Genomic DNA, 19,243 nt, shown 5'->3' on the forward strand with positions numbered 1-19,243 from the left:
CCGTCAACTGGCGATACGTGATACCATTGTTGTTCTGCTGATTGCGGAGATAATATTCTTTCTTACCCTTTGGTAAAAATTCAGGTGATATAAAATTGTAACCCAGTGTTTGAACAGGGCTTCTTTTGATATTGTTCATAAGCAGAAATTGGGGTTGAGACCTGTTATTCTACTGTTACTGATTTAGCGAGGTTTCTTGGTTTATCAACATCAAGTCCTTTTGCGACTCCGATATAATAAGCAAGCAACTGCATTGGCACAACACTCAGCATTGGAGCCACTAATTCGTCGCATTCAGGCACGATGATCACATCATCTGCGAGTCCTGTGACCACATCATCGCCCTCTGTGATGACGGCAATTACCTTGCCTTTCCTGGCTTTGATTTCCTGCATATTGCTGACTATCTTCTCATGATATGAATCCTTCGTCGCGATAAAAACGACAGGTAAAGTTTCGTCTACAAGGGCAATGGGTCCATGTTTCATCTCCGCTGCAGGATAGCCTTCCGCATGAATATAAGAGATCTCTTTTAATTTCAGTGCGCCTTCAAGTGCAATCGGGAAGTTATATCCTCTTCCGAGATAAAGAAAATCCCTCGCATCCTTATATTTTTCAGCAAGCTTTTTGATGGAGTCATTGAGTAACAGTGTCGTCTTGATTTTTTCAGGAATCTCATGCAATTGGTTAAGGAGGTGCATGAACCTCTTATTATCAATGGTTCCTTTTTCGTGTGCGATCTTTAAAGCGATCATAGTCAGCACGGCCAACTGCCCGGTAAAGGCCTTAGTGCTTGCAACCCCGATTTCATGACCGGCGTGTGTATAAGCGCCTGCATGTGAAATGCGGGCAATAGATGAACCGACTACGTTAACGACACCAAATATCGTCGCACCCTGTTCCTTAGCCTTTTCGATTGCCACCAAAGTATCAGCGGTTTCACCGCTCTGAGAAACGGCTATTATAACATCACCTTTATTCACTACCGGATTCCGATACCTGAACTCGGAAGCATATTCTACTTCCACCGGTATCCGGCATAATTCTTCGATAATATACTCGGCAAGAAGACCCGCGTGCCAGCTGGTTCCACAAGCCACTATTATGATGCGGCTGGCATTTTTTAACTGCTCAATATTGTTCTGAACACCTGCCATCGTGATCGTTGCACCTACTTCATCAAGCCTTCCTCTGAGGCAGTCAAAAATGGTATCGGGCTGTTCAAAAATTTCCTTCAGCATGAAATGTTCATAGCCGCCTTTTTCGATAGCCGCAAGTTCCATATCAAGCTTCTGAATGAAAGGCGTAATCTTTTCGTTACCCAGGTTTTTGAGTATGAGTTCATCCGGCCGGATGATGGCGAGTTCATAATCATTCACATACACTACTTCCTTTGTATACTCGATAATAGGAGAGGCATCGGAAGCAAGAAAATGTTCACCTTTTCCAACACCGATTACCAGCGGACTTCCTTTTCTTGCAGCGATCAGCGTATCCGGGTTATCTTCATCAATCACCACGATTACATAAGCACCGGTGACGCGTTTAAGTGCGATCCGGATAGCTTCTTCCAGTGAGCTATTGTTGTTCTTCTGAATATCTTCAATAAATTTCAACAATACCTCAGTATCGGTATCACTTGAAAATATGTATCCTTTTTTCTGGAGTTCAGATTTGAGTTGTGCGTAATTTTCAATGATACCGTTGTGTATCATTGCCAGCTTACCATTTGAGGAAGAGTGGGGATGAGCGTTGCGGTCGCTGGGTTCACCATGTGTGGCCCATCTTGTATGGCCGATTCCGATGGAGGCATGCAAATCTTTACCGACCAGGGAATTTTCCAGTTCTGCAACCTTACCTTTTTTCTTGAACACCTTCAACCCGCTGTTCAGCAGCGCTACGCCCGAGCTGTCATAACCCCTGTATTCAAGTCGTTTTAAGCCTTTGAGAATAACCGGGTATGCTTCACGATGGCCGATATATGCAACAATTCCACACATGATGTATTTTTTAAGGGTAATAAACGAAAAACTCCACTTCAACCATAAGGTTGACAGGGGTTCAGGATATCGGGTTAGTAAATATATAAGATTTTTGTATACAACTTAAGGCTTCAAGATTACATAACTAACCGCATATTATCAAGAGAAGGCTGCATTATTTGCCTGAAGGCCTAAGGGTAGAACGTCATTTACAGGTCAATATCTCATTTGATAAACTTCTTTAAGGTTACATTTTAAAGGTCTGTTCTTTAAAAAGCCCTGTTCGTTAAAAAAGCCCTGTTCTTTAAAAAGGTCCGTTCTTTGAAAAAAGGTCTGCTCTTTAAAAGGTCCGTTTTTTAATAAGGCCTGTTCTTTAAAAAAATTACGTTCCTTAAAGGCCTATTTTTTTAGATAAGTCTCAAACAGCTTAAATATCCGCTTGTATTCATCTGTCCAGCTACTTGGTTCTACAAATCCATGGTCCTCGACAGGGTAAACGGCGAGCTCCCAGTTCTCCTTCTTCAGTTCGATCAGCCTTTGGCTCAGTCGGACTATGTCCTGAAAATGCACATTCACATCAACCATTCCATGACACATCAACAAGTGACCCTGGAGACCCTCAGCAAAGTAGATTGGTGAACTCCGGCGATATGCCAGGCTATCTGTAAACGGCTCATTCAGGATATTCGAGGTATATCCATGGTTGTAATGTGCCCAGTCGGTAACTGATCTGAGTGCACCACCAGCTTCAAACACACCCGGTTTTGTAAACATCGCCATCAGGGTTATAAAACCGCCATAAGATCCGCCATAAATACCAATATGTTTGGGGTTCACACCCTGTTTCTCGACCAGGTATTTTGCACCATCCACATGATCGTCAAGATCCTTTCCTCCCATGTGCCGGTAGATACCGGTCCTTACATCACGGCCATAACCTGCGCTGCCGCGGTAGTCAATATCCAGCACCGTGTAGCCATTGTCTGCCAGGAAATTATGAAACATATATTCCCGGAAATAACTACTCCACCACTTGTGTACATTCTGAAGGTAACCGGCGCCATGTACAAATACCACAGCAGGTGCCGATGCATGCGGTTTGGAAGGTTTATATAATCTCGCATAAACAGTGGCCCCGTCCGTGGCGGTAAAAGTTACGATTTCCGGATCGCGCCATTTATAGGAACTGAATTCTGCCGTTTGCGCAAGAGTGGTGATTTGTTCAGGTTTAGCTCCGGCTTTGTTTTGCTGAAGATAAAGTTCCCAGGGCTTATTGCTGTAAGAGTACAGGTAAGCGATATTTTTCTCATCCGGAGAAAGCGTCGCCTGGTTCGAGCCTGTCATCCCGGTAATCTTCTCGGGTTCTCCACCGTTTGCAGGCAGACGATAAAGATGTTGTTCACCCGGATGAACGGCATTGGTGGTGAGGTAAAAAAACTTCCTGTCTGCTGAAAGTATCGTGCGTTGTACTTCAAATTTACCGGTAGTCAGCGCTGTCTTCTGTTTGGTTTCAACGTTCATTTTATACAGATGAGAAAAGCCTGTTGTTTCGCTTTGAAACCAAAAAGTATTTTCATTGAGCCAGATATTGCCGGCGCTACCAAAGGCAAAGCCAATGCCGGGGCCGCCAATCCAGGCTTCGTCACGCTGCCGGTCAAGCAGCACAAGTTTCCCTGTTGCAGGTTCCAATAACATCAGCCACCTGTCTTTGTTATCCTGTGAACGGACGTCCATCACCGCATAGTTGCCGTTATCAGACCAATAAGGTCCGTTGAAAGTTACGCCCCTGGGTAGCCGTCGTTTTGCTGTGTCTTTAGTCTTGTAGTCCTTTGCATAATCAGGTGCATCGGTAATACCGGGGATAGCGTTTATTTTCACCGGGATAATTGTATCTGTCTGCGTGTCAAATACGAAAAACTCCTGGCTGCCCGCCGGTGCGCCTACTTTCGTGCGGCCAGGAATATCCGTAGTGAAACCGCCTTCAGTAACCCAGGACGGTATGATGGTGTTTTTTTCACCAACAGGTGCCTTAAATAACCGGTAGGTCACAAAGCGCCCGTCGGGGCTAATATTCAGTCCCACCAGGTTGCGGTCATCCAGCGTGATCGTGCGGAGCGTTTTTATTTTTGGTTGAGATTTTGTCCATGCTTCTGCTTTATCCCGTTTTTCTTTTCTTTGTTTTAATACCTCGAACAATTGTAACTGTTCTGTTTTGAGTGCCTGTTCCTGTGGATCACCTGAGATATTTGCACCTGAAGCACCTGAGGTCCCCGAGCCCCGGGATGCTGAACCACGTTGTCCCTGCGCACCTCCAACACCACCAGTACCACCGGTAGCTCCTGATCCCAATGTCCCGGCAACACCTCCGCCGGCTCTGACAAAATTTGTGAGCTGCGTTGTGGTACCATCATTCATGTCAAAAGCAAACAGGTTTTGATTGCGGGTATATATAATCCTTGTGTCATTGTTGCCGAATTGCGGATTTGCTTCGGCTTCGATTGTCTGGGTGATAATTTTTGTTTTACCCGATTTTACATCGGTAAATAAGATATCACCGTTTTTCGTGTATACATAGGCGTTCCTTTTCAGGTTATATTTTATTGCCTGTGGTGATATACTGTTTTGTCTCAGTTCATACCCGGCTTTTTTAGGCTGTCGGTCAGCCAGGGTGATATAATACAATGAGTCATCACTGGATTTATCGGGGTTCCAGTTAAAAAAAAGATATTTACCATCAGCACTCCAGTATGGATTTGATGGTGAAGATCCGATCCAGGCGGGATCCCGCATGATCTTATCAATACTCAGGGAGGTTAGGGTTTCCTGGCTTTGTGAACTAGTAATAATAAATAGAAGCAGTAGGTTGGTACAAATTGTTCTCATAATTCTTATACTAAGATCTTGAAGTATTGGCTTGAAGATTAAATGCTATAGACATTGTATTGTAGCATAAATGCTATAAAAAAATTAATTGGTTAAGCGGGATAAAGCAATCTTTAAAGCAAAATTCCCTGCATGAAAAAATAAGCCGTCGAAAAATAAATTATCAACCCGGTTACATCAACTAAAGTCGCAACAAAAGGTGCGGAAGATGTGGCAGGATCGGCTCCAAGTTTTTTCAAAATGATAGGCAGCATCGACCCGGAAACGGTTCCCCACAACACCACGCCTATGAGTGAAAATCCAACGGTTAACCCAATGATCACGGTATGTTCGCCGTAACTGTCAAAAATGCCGTTCCAGATAATTACCCTTAGAAATCCGACCAGGCCTAAAATAGATCCAAGTAAAAGACCACTGATAAGTTCCCGGCGCATCACCCGCCACCAGTCGGTAACATGAATTTCACCAACAGCCATTGCCTGTATGATAAGGGTAGATGCCTGTGATCCACTATTGCCACCGCTGGAAATAATGAGTGGAACAAATAGTGCCAATACCACGGCCTTTGCAATTTCATCCTCAAAATAACCCATAGCGGTTGCTGTCAGCATCTCACCAACAAAAAGCACAATCAGCCATACCACTCTTTTTTTGAACAGCTTCAGAATTGGCATTTCAAGATATGGCTCATCCAGCGCTTCAGTACCACCAATTTTCTGCATGTCTTCACTGAACTCTTCATTGGCTACCCAAAGCACATCATCTATGGTGACAATACCCAGCAACAAATTTTTATCGTCCACCACCGGCAGCGCTACCCGGTTATTCATTTTGAAAGTCTGGTTCGCCACTTCCTGGTCGTCGTTCACATTCAGTGTGATTGAGCGGTTATCTATGATCTCACCCACCTGCTTGTCGGGACTCGCCAGGATAATTTCACGGATCCTCATATCATCTATAAATTCACCTTTATCATTTACCACATAGATCACATCAATGGTTTCCCTTTCTTTGCCGACTTCACGGATATAATCCAATACTTCCTGTACTGTCCAGTCAACCTGTACGGCAATATAATCTGGCGTCATTAGCCTGCCAACGCTTCCTTCCGGATAACCCAGCAGCGAGAGGGTAACGCGACGCTCCTCCGGATCAAGTAATTTGATCAGCTCTTTTACTACTTCAGATGGCAACTCCTCAAGAAACGAAGTTCGGTCATCTGCCGGAAGTTCGTTTAATAGTTCAGCAGTTTTGAATGGAGGCAATTCCTGGATAATCGTTTTCTGGGTATTAATGTCCAGGATTTTAAATACACTGGCTGCCCGGTGCACGCTCATGTTACTTATGATCTTTCCTTCATACTCAGGATATTCATAGATCAACCCGGCAACATCGCTTATGTTTTGCTGATTCAGGAACTCACGGATACGAAGCACCTCTTCATTCTGAATAACTTCCAGGAACTGTTCAAGCAGTGATTCTTTTTCGATTTCCAATGCCATGCCTAATTGTCAATTTCTATATTTATCTTTCAACCTCCTGCTAAACAGGTAGAGATGATGATGATCGTGAGGTATAAAGTTAACAATACAATTTTAGGATTTGGTTTAGGATTTTTAGCTATCTCCATCAAAATAACAGGATACCATTAAATGTTGATATTATGATTTTGCCGGTGTTGTTTATAACTTCTACCCGCGACATGGGAAAAGGTGTATTTACATCGGAAAACCTGGAAGCAGGGACAGTGGTCGAAATTTCGCCTGTAATAGTAATGAGTGATGCGGATCGCAAACTGCTTGATCAGACACGTTTGCATGATTATATCTTTGAGTGGGGAGAAAATATCCGGCAATGTTGTATGGCACTTGGGTATATCCCGATGTATAATCATTCATATAGATCTAACTGCGAATACGATATGGACTATGATGAGGAGATCATGACCATAAAAACCGTCCGTTTTATAAAAGCGGGAGAGGAGCTGTTTATCAATTATAATGGCGATTGGAATAACAGCAAACTTCTTTGGTTTGAAGCTGTTTAGAACCCGAATTTGCCTGCCGGCGGACTTCCTACAACACTAATATCACCTTTCACATAAACCTGGATCTGTATGGTTTCTTTTTTCGACAAAAGGCCTACTATCTTAAACTCACTGAATTTCCCGACCGTACTTAGCCATTCGTTTAAGGGTTGATTCATTCTTTTTTCAATCTCCGATTTGTTTTTTTGAATCAGCGCAGCCAGGTCGAGTACTGATTGATCTTTCAGTTGTTTTATTATTCGTTTACGAAAAAGGCCCCTGGCCATCTTTACAAGCATGTCTTTTGAATCAACAGAGAACGAAATATCGGGCATGGACAATACTTGTTTTGCGCTGTCCAGCACCGGCGTACCAGTTAAATGTAGCGTGCCTTTTTTATAACCGTCAAACCTCAGGTCAACCGTTACCTTGCCTTCCTCTGTACCACCAAGAGCAACTTCCCTGATAACGAAAGTATGGCCCTCTACTTCAAAAGGCTTGTTTTTTAAACTGTCGTTAAGCAGCCCCGAAAGAGAAGAATAATTGTAAACTGTATTGAGATAAGCAGAAATGCCCGCCGGGTTTTCAGTATTGCTGAAAGGAGGCAGATAAGGTTTATTCGCAATAGACAAACTATCAGAAGAGAATTCAGGGTTACCATTGAAGCCAACGGAAAACATCAGGCTGTCACGGATATAATTGAACTTCCCAAGGCGCAACAGGCTCGGATTGAGATTCAGGTACCCATATTTACTAACCGTTAATACCCTGTTTCCTTTTGCCCGCCATTCGGTCAGCATTTCATTATTATTCAGCGTCTGAACAAACTGATCAAAATTATCACAATAATTTTCAACAGAAGCCCGGATACTGTCTATTATCTCAGCAGTCATATCTGTTTGAAGAATAGAAACAGTGCATTTATCCCTTGGTACCAGCTTGTCAAGTGTCGTTTTAGTAACAACCTGGTATTTCGGTAACAATTGTAATTGTGAACTGATGTTCACGTCAACCTTGCGAAGCGGTTCACTACCAAACCCGCAGCTACCGGAGATCCAGGGCGATACCTGTTTACCAAACGCACAGGCAGCTTTACTGCCCGCAATCTGGTAACTTCCCATGAAGCTGATATTTACCTTGTTGTTTATGCAGGTGAGGGTTACGGGTGATCGGATAAACCGGTATTTATACCTGAATTCACAATTGGTTTGCAGATAGTCGGGCCATTTTTCGGAGGTGAACTCTTTGGCCATCATAGAGTCCATCTGGCGGATCAGGGGCTTCATATAAAGTTTCACAGGGATATTAATCTGTGAAACAGGCAAAGCCGGCAATGATCTTTTCTCAGTTTTTGAGATAGTTGTTGCGGTGGTTTTCGGTGAGGAGCAGGATCCGAAAGCCAGCGTTAAAAGCGAAACAGTCAACAGGTACAGTGATCTCATGAACTAAACGATTGGGTGCAAATTAACGTTAATAAGTTATGAGTTATGAGATATGAGTTATGAGATATGAGTTATGAGTGAAGTGGTGGGTGGTGAGTTGTGAGTTTGAATTATGTGAGTTATGAGTGTAAGATTGAGCAAAGAAATGCTGGCGATTTTTAGGGAATGAAACCTGTAGGGCGGGTGGTTTTTTTTCGATCGATAGAATAGATATAATAACCTATACCTGCACCTATTGTATTTAACAAAAGGTCGTCAACGTCAAAACTTCCCAGCACGGCAATCAGCTGAATGATCTCGAACACCAAACTAATGGTCAGGGCTCCCAATAACACGGGTTTTAATCCTGCCAATTGCCTGTATAACATTGGGACCAGGATTCCGAATGGAATAAAGCCAAGTATGTTTCCCAGCAGGTTTCCAACAATATCCCGCATGGCAAGCCGCGACTTTATGAATAGCAGGATGGTAGTGAAGGGAACAAGGTTAGCTCTTCTGAAATTAGCCTTAATCATGTCCCAGTCGTAGTTATAGAGAAAATGATGTACGTAATAAGAAGGGGGGCGCTTAAAAAGGATCATTTTTATAAGAATACACGCATATAAGCCGAATACCATCCAGGTTAATGTTCTGAAGCTCCATTTAAATATGACAGGCTTTTGATTCATTGTACGGCATAAAAATGGGGATTTTGGATTGATACTAACCGTATGATTAGCCGGGAGAACTCAGGAGATATCAGATCTGTTTCGCAATATAAGCTAATACTGAAAAAGATAAAAGCCCGGGTAGAAATTAATCCAGCCGGTCAGGCGTACGTTTTTTCTTTAGTACACCCGGCGAATAACCATGGTGCTTTTTGAAGATCTCGATAAAATTGCTGACTTTTTCATAACCAAGTCTTTCAGCGGTTTCATTAACACTTAAGGCGTTTTCGAGCATTAATTGTTTGGCAAGGTCCATTTTCTTTTCGAGATAATATTCATAGATGCTTTTTCCAAAGATCGCTTTGAAATGCCTTTTGAAAGTTGATTCACTCAGCGCGACGGACCTGGCAATCTGTTCAAGACTTGGAAGGTTTTTCTGGAGATGAGCAAGCAGTATATTTTCAGCTTCCATGATCTTCTCGAAATGAACATCCTTTATGGCATAAGCTTCAGCCGGCTGCCGGTTGAACATTTTCTTGAAAAATTCCGAAACCAGCACTGCCACCAGGGAGTTTACAGTCTCATTTCTTGTGCCATCATGAATGATAACTTCAAACAACTCGTTTATTGTCAGATTAACCGTAGTGGAACAAATGTCTGATAACACAAAAGGTGCATCGGTTTTAACGGTTCTTTCCCAGAGATCCGCAAACGGTAGAATTTTCCTCTTGAACTGAAGTTTCAACCATTCGGAAGATATACTCAGATCTATAACCTGTATTGGATGAAAAGCTGAAATTTCGAAATCATATGCTACATCATCTGCCAGCAGGTAACTTGTTCTTGCATCATAATTGTTGAACTGTGTATGTGTGCCGATGGTTCTGAGCTGGCAATATTCGGGGGTAAGAATATATACGAGATTAAATCCTTTGTTTTCTGTTGCGGAAATCGCATGTTTAAATAAACGTGTAGGCTGATTTAAGATTACATTCCAAAGTCTCAATGAGAGTCCTCGTTCAGGATTTAGTTTCCTGATAAATCCTTTACCCATTGAAGTATTGATGGTAATAAGATTCTGCTGAGAAACTTCTGCTGAAATAGCCTCAGCAAAATTTTGAAAGGAACGATCTGAGTTTAGTCTGGTAATATGTACCTGGTAATCCGCCATTGATTGCTTCTGTTAATTGTCTGATATTGGCTACCACCTATATGGATGTTTTTTTATCCAAAAACCCTGTAAATAAAAAACGATTGCGTTCTCATTGCTAAATCAGAAGCTTACCAATGTTAGGAACTTAATTCAATGCAATTATAATGCATTTAAGACTGCAAATTACAGACCTTCGGCAGATGATTTTATATTAAAAATTCTGATCCCATTCAGGTATCCATTTGAGTACATACAGGTAAACAATTGGTTAAAACAAACCATAAAAAACCTGTTCCATCGTTTGTGTGGCTGGATTAAGTTATACAGACATTGTACATTCGCTTAAATCATGCTTCATCGATATGGCTAATATTTTCAGGGCGATTTACCACGATGAGTTAAATCATTTTTATAATGCCGAAATTTATATAAGTTCCGTGACCCTGACCATGCGATTTAAAAATGAACAGGGACAAATGATCGACAGGAACTGGCTTGGTGAGGATATTCATTCGCTTGAGGAGGGAGAACTACAGTCTACACTTTACTATAGAAACGAATCAGGTAAACCGGAGAAACTTGTAATCCGTGACCGGGCTTTACTGGAACACATAAAACACCAGTTTCGTCACCGGAGATTCGCCGGAAAAAAAATGCATTACTCCACCGGGAAAACCGGTTATCGCATTTTTGCAATATTGCTGGTAATTCTGTTCATTGTCGGATGCATTTATTTCTTTTTTGTTCCCTGGCTTGGTGAAAGGGTAGCAGTGGGTTTTTCAAAAGAAAAGGAGATAAGCCTTGGAGATCAGATGTATAGTTCGATAATTTCCAATGCGAAAGTTGACCAGCATAAGACCACCGTTTTAAACAAGTTTTACGGGGAGCTTCATTATGATATCAATTACCCGGTGAAAATTACCGTGATACAATCAGACGAAGTAAATGCTTTCGCAATTCCGGGAGGACATATAGTAGTTTATGACGGCATACTTGAAGGAATGAAAACTCCGGACCAGCTGGCAGCTTTACTTGGCCATGAAGCATCACATATCCGGTTAAGGCATAGCCTGAGAAACATTTTCAGGAGTATGGCCAGGAAAATGTTCCTGCTGATCATTCTCGGAGGTGATGCCGGGATTGCAGGGTACCTCGCTGACCGGGCAGATGATCTGAAAGGATTGCAATATTCCCGGAAGTTGGAAACAGATGCTGATGATAGTGGAATAAGATTGATGAGAAACTCCGGGTTGAACCCGGATGGTATGTTGCAATTGATGGAGCTATTGGCAAAAGAAGGCGCTGGCAAAGAAACCTCTGCTCTGCTTAGCACTCATCCCGTATTCGAAAGCCGCATAAAAAATATCCGGCAGCAACTCCATCAGGCGCCAGGTGATCCGAAAAGCAATCCACACCTCGCAGAATTATTCCACGAAATTTACGAAACGGGAAATTCTTATTAAGGACTTTTACAAAGGACCTTAACTGAGGACACTTACTAAGGACACTAACTGAGGATATTTGCGCCTTTAATTCATTTCCAGGATCTCGCCCACATGTTTCCTGATGTTGTCCGCCATTTTTTGCGTGGGCAAATCATTGGAATCTCCCCCAAAAGGATCTTCAATTTCTTCTGCGATTAATTCCAGGGTAGCCAGTACATAAAAGATCAGGCCAACGACGGGAATGGTAAGGTAACCCAATGCAAACACCAGGCTAAAAGGAAGCGTCATTACATAAATAAAAATGAAACGCTTCAGGAAGGTGCTGTAAGAAAAAGGAATCGGGGTGTTTTTTATTCTTTCGCAGGCGCCGCAGACATTTGTGAAGGTTTCCATTTCATGGTTGAGAATAATAAGTTGGTCACCTTTGATTTTACCCTCTTTATACAGATCATTTATCCTGCCGATCAAAAAACCCGCTACCTGGTTTGGCACATGTTTATTTTTATCGAGATAAGCCAATTCCGGATGATCACTTTCGTCAAGTGAGAGCCTTGTTTGTTCTGATGCCAGGTGATGGGCAAGGACCGAAGCATACATCGCAATACTTTTCCGGAAAAATTTCCGGCTTGCAGTATCGGCAGGGTCCAGTATCGCATTAAGCTTGATTGCAATGTTCCGGCTACTGTTTACCAGGGTTCCCCAAAGTTTCCGCCCTTCCCACCAGCGATCGTAAGCAGTGTTCGTTCTAAATACCAGCAACATCGAAATAGCAAAGCTGAGTAGCGTGTGCATGATAGTCAGGTTACTGACTTTGCTGTTTTTTGTCAGCTGAAAATATTCCAGTTCGAGATAAGTAATCAACCAGGTGTATAAACAAACACAGATTATAAGAATATATAACTTTTTTAGTGTGTCTGCCTTGTCGATGCGGAAAAAGGAGTACCAGTCTTTAGGATTGTATGTCTTCATGTTTCTTGCGTTTAGGGCGTTTTGCCTTCAGCGGCTTTTTCCCTTTCTTTCATTTTTTGCTGGTAACTGATTCCTTCTTTGATCCATTTTTCGGCTGGCTTCTTTAGCAGGAAATGATCAAAAAATTCTTTTTGTCTTTTCTGATAATCGATTTGGTTCTCTTTTTTTGCAAGGCCATGGTTTTCGTCCGCATAAACCAACATGATATGCGGCTTTTCCATGCGACGCATTGTGCCATACATTTCAATACCCTGGTGCCAGTCTACCGCTCCGTCCTTATCACCAAAAGCTACCAGCAGGGGAGCCTTGATTTTAGCAGCATTAAACATGGGCGAATTGCGCATATGGTCCTCCATCCGGTCATACCACGGACCATCAAATCTGCCCTGGCTGGTTTCAAATATCTGTTGATCCGGTGTGCCGGAGTTCCAGTAGATCGACAGCGACATACTGATCAGGTCCGTGAGCGGCGCACCCGCGCAGGCAGCTTTGAAGATATCAGTCTGCGTGATTATGAATGAAGTCTGGTAAGCGCCCCAGCTATGACCCATAATACCAACCTTAGCCGTATCTATCATACCTGTTTTTAATACTTCCTGAACGGCAGGAACCACGCAGTTGACCGCGCTCAAACCAGGATCATTAATGTCGTAGACAATGTCAGGTCTGAAAACAAAATATCCGTTTGTTGTAAAATTAGAAGTGTTGTATGCGCTTCTTATGGACGGGTTAGTATAAAAATGAACTGTGTTCGACAGGATCTCATAAATGTACACGATCATCGGATACTTTTTCCCCGGTTCATAGCTTGCCGGGTAAAAAAGAGCACCCTGGAGTTTTTTACCTTTGGTATTTGTGAAATTTACCAATTCACTTTTTCCCCATTTGTAGTTTGCCTGCTGAGGATTCGTGCCGGTGATCTTTGAGGTTTCAATAAAATTATTTGTTGCATATAACTCAGGGGAGATGTTATAATCCTGCTTTACATAAACAAAGGCGTTTGCATCTTTTGCTTTTGATAAGCGGTTGATCATCTTGTTCTCAAATACAAGTGGGCTCACCTTGCCTTTATCATACCGGTAATAACCAAAATATTTACTGGTATCACCCAAAGCAGAAAAAAACAATGGTTTTGAATCATCCAGGTAAGGATATTCGAAGTCTACCCGGTTTACACGGAAAACAATTTTTTGTTCCTGGCCATTGGTGAGTTTTCTTGCTCCTTTTCCATCAGGTTTTACTGCCCAGATATCATATTCATCATAAAGTAACACCTCCTTATCTCCCTTGATCCATCCACCTTGTCCAAAAGGTGGTTTCATAGCCGGATGATCATCTCTTGTGTTCCAGAATGTCGATTTGATAGTTGATGTCAGATCCGTTGTGACACCTGTAGCAATGTTATAGCTGTGCCAGTTTTTATCTTTAAAGAACAAAAGGTATTTCCCATCCGGAGATGTTTGTGGTGCTGTAAAAAATCCCGCCTGTGCTTTTTCCAACACAGGTTTTTGCTGACCCGTTTTGGCGTTCACCAGGTAATAATCAGCAAAATTTTCTTTGAACGCGGGTTTGTATTTGTCCGAAGTAGAAATAACAACATAATCACGACTGCCATTGATGGAAGCATTGCGGGTTGTATCCCAGGCCAACTGAAAGAATTTATCTGCAGTCACATTCCATACTGATAACAGGCTTTCTTCCTTATCACGGTTATATGTTATCTTTTGACGTGGCTGAATTTCGTTGTCCTTCCAGTGCCATATGTCAACCGCGGCTGGTTTTTCATCCTTCAATTCGGATTTAGCCAGACCTGGTTTTGCCGCATCAGCAGGTTTTGTTTTAGCTGTATCGTTAATATTTGTTTTTGAGCTATCCGTGGATTTGGTCTTTGAAGTATCCGTGGTTTTTTTTGTTTCTTTAGCCGGCTTAGGGGTCCAGTCTTTTAAACCAAAAAATACTCTGTCAAGATCATCGCTAATCGTAATATCAGAGCTGAGATAAACTCTTTTGTTTTTAGGAAAGTCCGGGCGTTTTACGGGATTAAAATGTTTGAGCGTAGGTGATTTCGAAACATTTGAGTAAATATAGATTGATGCATTCTCTTCTTCGAAAGCAGAATCCTTAAATACCTTATAAAATGCCAGGCCTTCTCCTTCTTTCTGCCATTGGAGATTTGTGAATCTCATCGTATCGCTGGCAATAACTTTCAAAACAGAAGTGTTGAGATTATACAATTCAACACTATTAGCTGCTTTATTCCCGGTTTCTACAATGTAAGCGAACAGTTCGCTTTTCTTGTTGAAAGCAAAATTCGTTACGTTACCAATTGTTCTTGTAGAACTGTCACCGAGATTTCTTAACAACAGTACACTGCCCTTGTCTTTGTTTTCTTTTGGTGCGGCAAGTGAAATCGCCAGGAATTTTCCATTTCTTGAAAACCCGAAATTGCTGATGCCTTCATATACCAGTTTTTGGCCGGTCTTCAGATTCAATAATCCCATCTTGTTGTTTTCGACCGGCTTATTTTGTTCGCGCAATTTTTCAGCTTCCTTAAAGGGAAGACCAATGCGGTATGCAAGCCATTGATTGTCTCCGCTGAATTCCCATACGGAACCAAATTCCAGCTTATATATTTTTTTTGAATCCCTGTTCACTAAGTACAAGGTATCGTTATCAGTTTCAACGGTGATACGATAGGCCACCCAGGCACCATCCGGCGAGAGATCGGCGGCATTTATGGATTGCCATTTACCATAATCAACAGCCAAAAGGTCTTTTTTCTGAGCGGTTCCTGTTAAGACTGCGAACAAACAAAACAGTAATAAGAGGGGGATTTTCTTCAGATTCATTTAATATAATTTAATGACTATGCCGGATTCCTTATCCGGCATATTTTCAATATAAACGATTGATTTAAATAAATTTCACCAGTTGAAGTAAAGTCATGAAAATTTGTCCTGAAAAGATAAAATGAGATATGTTCTGACATTTTATTATTCCCGACAGGCTGTATTTCAAATTTAAATATAGCTTAAGTCCCGAAAATTCCGCTCGCTGAGCAGATTTTTGAGATCCCATGGTAAGGATTTTAATAAGACCGGACGAATTCCTTACAAAATTAAATTAGGTCAACCTGAATTTGGGCTCCGGCTTTTATTCATATATTCAGGTATAGCAAAACTGCGCTGCGGAAAATAAGTTATCAGAGGGTCAAACCCTTGTAAAGCATTTTATGCAATAATATTCCCTAACCTTCAATAAATATAAAATGGAAACCATCATTGATTTTTCCAGAAAAGCAGTCCTGCTGTTATTGTTGTCAGCCAGCTTTAATTTTTTATCAGCTCAAAACTCAAGAAAAGAAAAAGATTCTATAAAAGCCCAGATGACAAAAAGCCAGGTTGAGGCAAAAAGCTTTGTTTTCCAGGCCCAGTCAGCTTCCCCGATGCGGGGAGGAAGAAGAAATTTAACTCCTGGTTACACACTCCTGATTTCAAATGATACATTGGTAAGCGACCTGCCGTATTTTGGCCGGGCTTATTCTGCAGGCTATGGTACTGACGGAGGGATAAAATTTATCTCAACCAAATTTGAATCAACAGTAAAGAATCGCAAAAAAGAAGGATGGGAAATTAACGTTAAACCTACTGACATAAGCAACATAGAGGTACTGATCATCACGGTTCACGAATCCGGCTCTGCATCATTGCAGGTAAAAACCCGCGACAGGCAGCCTATTTCTTTTGATGGATATATTGAAGAACCTAAAAGCCGAAAATAAGAACATAAGGTGTATACCCCATTGCCCCTGCTCGAAGCATTACGTCGGTCCGGAATGATTTTTTTGAATCAGCCTTCCCGGTGTTCGATCAGCTGCACTTCACAGGCAATCTTTACTTCTTCTCCAACAAGAATTCCACCGGCTTCTGTCACAACATTCCATACAAGTCCAAAATCCCTACGGTTGATTTTGCCATTAATAGTGAAACCGGCTTTTGTGTTTCCCCATGGGTCCTTGACTACCCCGCCGAACTCAACATCAAGTTTTATGTTCCTGGTGACTTCTTTAACGGTGAGATCTCCATATAATTCGTAGGAACCATCCCCATCAACCGACTCATATTTTGTTGCCTTGAAAGTAATAGCCGGGTATTTTGCTACATCAAAAAAATCAGGTCCCTTCAGATGGGCGTCGCGGTCAGCATTGCCGGTAGTCAGTGAAGCCACCACAACGCTGAAAGTCACTTTGGCTTTCATGAAATCTTCCTCCTCTGTTTCAACATTGCCTTCATACTCGCTGAAACTGCCGGTTACCGTTGAGATCATCATGTGTTTTACCTTGAACTCAATCTGCGTATGCGCTGGATCCAGCACCCATTTTTTTATCGCCATGGTTGAATAATATTTTAAGGTGAAAGGTAGGAATTTATCACAAGGTTTAAACAACGTTTAAGCCTGGATTTGTGATCAGGATCAGAATTTTGAGTATAGAAAGACTACCTTATCAACGCGGAGCTTCCCTTTGCAGAAATCTTTTTACCGGTATCAGATTCCGTATAACTAAGGGTCCAGACAAAAATGCCTGCGGGCTGGGCTTTTCCATTGATAGTTCCATCCCATTTTTGGGTCCAGTCAGATGTTTCAAAAACGACCTGGCCATATCGGTTAAAAACTTTGAACACCAGGTCTGTAGCCTTGAATGCATTCAACGGATAAAGGAAATCGTTCACACCATCACGGTTAGGTGTAAACGCCGATGGTACCGCTATATAACATGAGCTTACGGCTTTGATTGTAGCTGTAGCAGTATGGAAGCAACCGGCAGCATTGCCTACGGTCAATGAGACATTGTATTTTAATTCCCTGGTCAGCGCAGGGACCTCGTAACTCTGGGGTGATGGATGCTGGCTCGCACTTGTGAACCCATTTCCAAACTGCCAGTTCCATGATGTTATTTTTCCCCGGCTGCTATCAATGAAACCCGCAGTTTCCTTAGGGCAAACAATTTCAGGATAAATAAATTTCGCCGTCAGTTCGTTGTCAAGCATCACAGACTGGTTACTGGTGTCTGAACAGAAGCCGTTACTAACTACCAGGGATATGCGCTTTTCGCCAAACTTTGTATAATAAGCATCCGGATTTTGCAGGTTGCTTGATTTGCCATCGTCAAGGATCCATTTCCAGTTGTTAATTCCATTGCGTCCATCATGACGGAAGTTTATGGTATCAATAGTGCATCCCATAAATACGTTGTAGCTGAAGGCTGCTGAAACTGTGTCTTTAACACTAAAGGGTAGTGAAGATCCTGGGGGAGTTGACTGGCCACATTCATCGATCAGCGTGTTCAGATCGCTTCCGTTTACCAGGCTTACCTGGTAGTTACCCCCGATAACGACCGGAGATTGTAGCCTCAGGCTGATGGATGTTGCCAGACCTGAAGCATCACAGGTTGCGGTGGCTCCTGATACTTTCAAAACCGAGGGCCCGTTAATTACAAAATCACTGCCGTTAACAGCTACGCTGTTACATCTGATGGGGCGTTTAAAAATCAACTTCAATTCATTAGGTGAACATGCTACCGGAACCAGGCTGTCCATTGGTGTGGGTTGCAGCGCGTTTACTGTAAATGATATTTCCTGTGTTCCAAGGGAGTTACCACAATAGTCGATTAAGCTGTTTCCGTCTGAACCTATTTTTCCATTGAGTTTATATGTTCCCGCAGGCAGGGGATTGTTTAGGGTGAGGTTGATGGTTTCCATGTCAAAGCCATTTGTGCAGGTGACGGTCGCAGCCGCTTGTACTGATGCCAGTGGTGTTGATAACTGGAAATCTGTGCCATCCGCTGCAAGCGAGTTACACCTCATTTTTTTATTCAGCTTCACAGTGAGTTGTGTTCCATCACATTTGACTGATACGTTTTCTATTGCTGGTGGCTTTGTATCCGTGATGCTTGCAGTTGATCCGCTTCCACCAAATGAAAGTTTATAGCCACTCTGGCTGTCGGTGAAATGACTTACCAGCATAATATATTCATGACCCTTGATAAGTTCCGGCATAGTACTGAACAATGCTTTACCCGGCCCTTCGCAAACATGCGGCGATCTGCCTGCAGCCGAGGCCCCCGTAACACCGCTTTCGCCGGACCAGTTGCTGGCTACGATGAGTGAAGCAGTGGTATAGACGTCGTTTGGATCCCGGCCAGTAATATCAAAAATCTGCCAGTCATAATCATCTCCCAGGTCATTGGGGGTGATCTGAAAGCCAAGTTTGCCGGCTTCGAAGCAGGTGAATTTATACCAGTAAGGGTTTTTATCAGTAAGCGTAACCGTACATCCTATTCCGGGAACCGGCCGGTTCCCACAAATCGCAACGGTGTTTTGTGTGAAAGATGCTGTACCACAAACAGGAAATGCAGTGCCCGGATTTTGACCGAGAGCGGAGCAAGTGGACTGTGTATAAGCCCGAAAAATAGTTAAAGTGAACAGGAAAATGAGTGCCGCAGTCCTTGTGTTCATAAGTGATTGACTCAAAATAATGAACTAACGCTGCAACTTCCAAACATATTTTTGCATATGGTTAGTAAGATATACCCAGTTTTGGAGGTATTGCCGGTGTGAATTTTTGATGAATTAAAAAAGGGAGGTCAGCCCTCCCTTTTATTACTATTATAGTTTTTTACTTATCCTGTTGAACGGT

Annotated in this window: 13 protein-coding genes; 3 read left to right on the top strand and 10 right to left on the bottom strand. The window is 42.4% G+C overall.

The window, feature by feature from the left end; translation table 11 throughout:
* Positions 1–164: 164 nt before the first annotated feature.
* From glmS to mgtE, 3 genes are all read right to left on the bottom strand, one after another.
* Positions 165–2,000, bottom strand: coding sequence for a glutamine--fructose-6-phosphate transaminase (isomerizing) (gene glmS, locus VK664_RS12315; protein WP_461398964.1), 1,836 nt, complete (start codon positions 1,998–2,000; stop codon positions 165–167).
* Positions 2,001–2,381: 381 nt separating this feature from the next.
* Positions 2,382–4,865 carry a S9 family peptidase gene (locus VK664_RS12320; RefSeq protein ID WP_461398965.1) on the bottom strand — a complete coding sequence of 828 codons (2,484 nt, stop codon included), beginning with the start codon at positions 4,863–4,865 and terminating at the stop codon, positions 2,382–2,384.
* A gap of 113 nt (positions 4,866–4,978) precedes the next feature.
* Positions 4,979–6,367 carry a magnesium transporter gene (mgtE, locus tag VK664_RS12325; protein ID WP_461398966.1) on the bottom strand — a complete coding sequence of 463 codons (1,389 nt, stop codon included), beginning with the start codon at positions 6,365–6,367 and terminating at the stop codon, positions 4,979–4,981.
* 161 nt (positions 6,368–6,528) lie between these two features.
* Here mgtE and VK664_RS12330 point away from each other — a divergent pair, with 161 nt between their 5' ends.
* Complete coding sequence (locus VK664_RS12330) at positions 6,529–6,912, top strand: SET domain-containing protein-lysine N-methyltransferase (protein ID WP_461398967.1); 384 nt, start codon at positions 6,529–6,531, stop codon at positions 6,910–6,912.
* Here the strand turns inward: VK664_RS12330 and VK664_RS12335 are convergent.
* From VK664_RS12335 to VK664_RS12345, 3 genes are all read right to left on the bottom strand, one after another.
* Entirely contained in the window at positions 6,909–8,333 is a 1,425-nt protein-coding gene (locus VK664_RS12335; RefSeq protein WP_461398968.1) for a DUF4403 family protein, read from the bottom strand. The two genes, VK664_RS12330 and VK664_RS12335, sit on opposite strands and share 4 nt — an antisense overlap.
* 158 nt (positions 8,334–8,491) lie before the next feature.
* Positions 8,492–9,001 carry a VanZ family protein gene (locus tag VK664_RS12340; RefSeq protein WP_461398969.1) on the bottom strand — a complete coding sequence of 170 codons (510 nt, stop codon included), beginning with the start codon at positions 8,999–9,001 and terminating at the stop codon, positions 8,492–8,494.
* 127 nt (positions 9,002–9,128) lie between these two features.
* Positions 9,129–10,151: a helix-turn-helix domain-containing protein gene (locus tag VK664_RS12345; RefSeq protein ID WP_461398970.1), complete on the bottom strand. Its 1,023-nt coding sequence runs from the start codon at positions 10,149–10,151 to the stop codon at positions 9,129–9,131.
* 344 nt (positions 10,152–10,495) lie between these two features.
* Here VK664_RS12345 and VK664_RS12350 point away from each other — a divergent pair, with 344 nt between their 5' ends.
* The gene (locus VK664_RS12350; RefSeq protein WP_461398971.1) at positions 10,496–11,596 is read left to right on the top strand and encodes a M48 family metallopeptidase; all 1,101 of its coding nucleotides are present in this window, start codon (positions 10,496–10,498) and stop codon (positions 11,594–11,596) included.
* Positions 11,597–11,662: 66 nt separating this feature from the next.
* On the opposite strand, the gene VK664_RS12355 is transcribed toward VK664_RS12350, so the two are convergent.
* Together VK664_RS12355 and VK664_RS12360 are read right to left on the bottom strand one after the other, a co-directional pair.
* Positions 11,663–12,547 carry a bestrophin family protein gene (locus VK664_RS12355; protein ID WP_461398972.1) on the bottom strand — a complete coding sequence of 295 codons (885 nt, stop codon included), beginning with the start codon at positions 12,545–12,547 and terminating at the stop codon, positions 11,663–11,665.
* Positions 12,548–12,558: 11 nt separating this feature from the next.
* Positions 12,559–15,396, bottom strand: coding sequence for a S9 family peptidase (locus tag VK664_RS12360; protein WP_461398973.1), 2,838 nt, complete (start codon positions 15,394–15,396; stop codon positions 12,559–12,561).
* A gap of 419 nt (positions 15,397–15,815) precedes the next feature.
* On the opposite strand from VK664_RS12360, the gene VK664_RS12365 reads away from it, so the two are divergent.
* Positions 15,816–16,328, top strand: a complete 513-nt coding sequence (locus VK664_RS12365; RefSeq protein WP_461398974.1) for a DUF4251 domain-containing protein — start codon at positions 15,816–15,818, stop codon at positions 16,326–16,328.
* A 68-nt stretch (positions 16,329–16,396) separates the two neighbouring features.
* Here VK664_RS12365 and VK664_RS12370 read toward each other — a convergent pair whose 3' ends face one another.
* Positions 16,397–16,939: a YceI family protein gene (locus tag VK664_RS12370; RefSeq protein ID WP_461398975.1), complete on the bottom strand. Its 543-nt coding sequence runs from the start codon at positions 16,937–16,939 to the stop codon at positions 16,397–16,399.
* 104 nt (positions 16,940–17,043) lie between these two features.
* A complete protein-coding gene (locus VK664_RS12375) occupies positions 17,044–19,062 on the bottom strand; it encodes a T9SS type B sorting domain-containing protein (RefSeq protein ID WP_461398976.1) in 2,019 nt (672 codons plus the stop codon).
* Positions 19,063–19,243 lie beyond the last annotated feature (181 nt).

This window comes from Flavitalea sp., assembly GCF_035489435.1.
Lineage (GTDB): Bacteria > Bacteroidota > Bacteroidia > Chitinophagales > Chitinophagaceae > DATHKG01.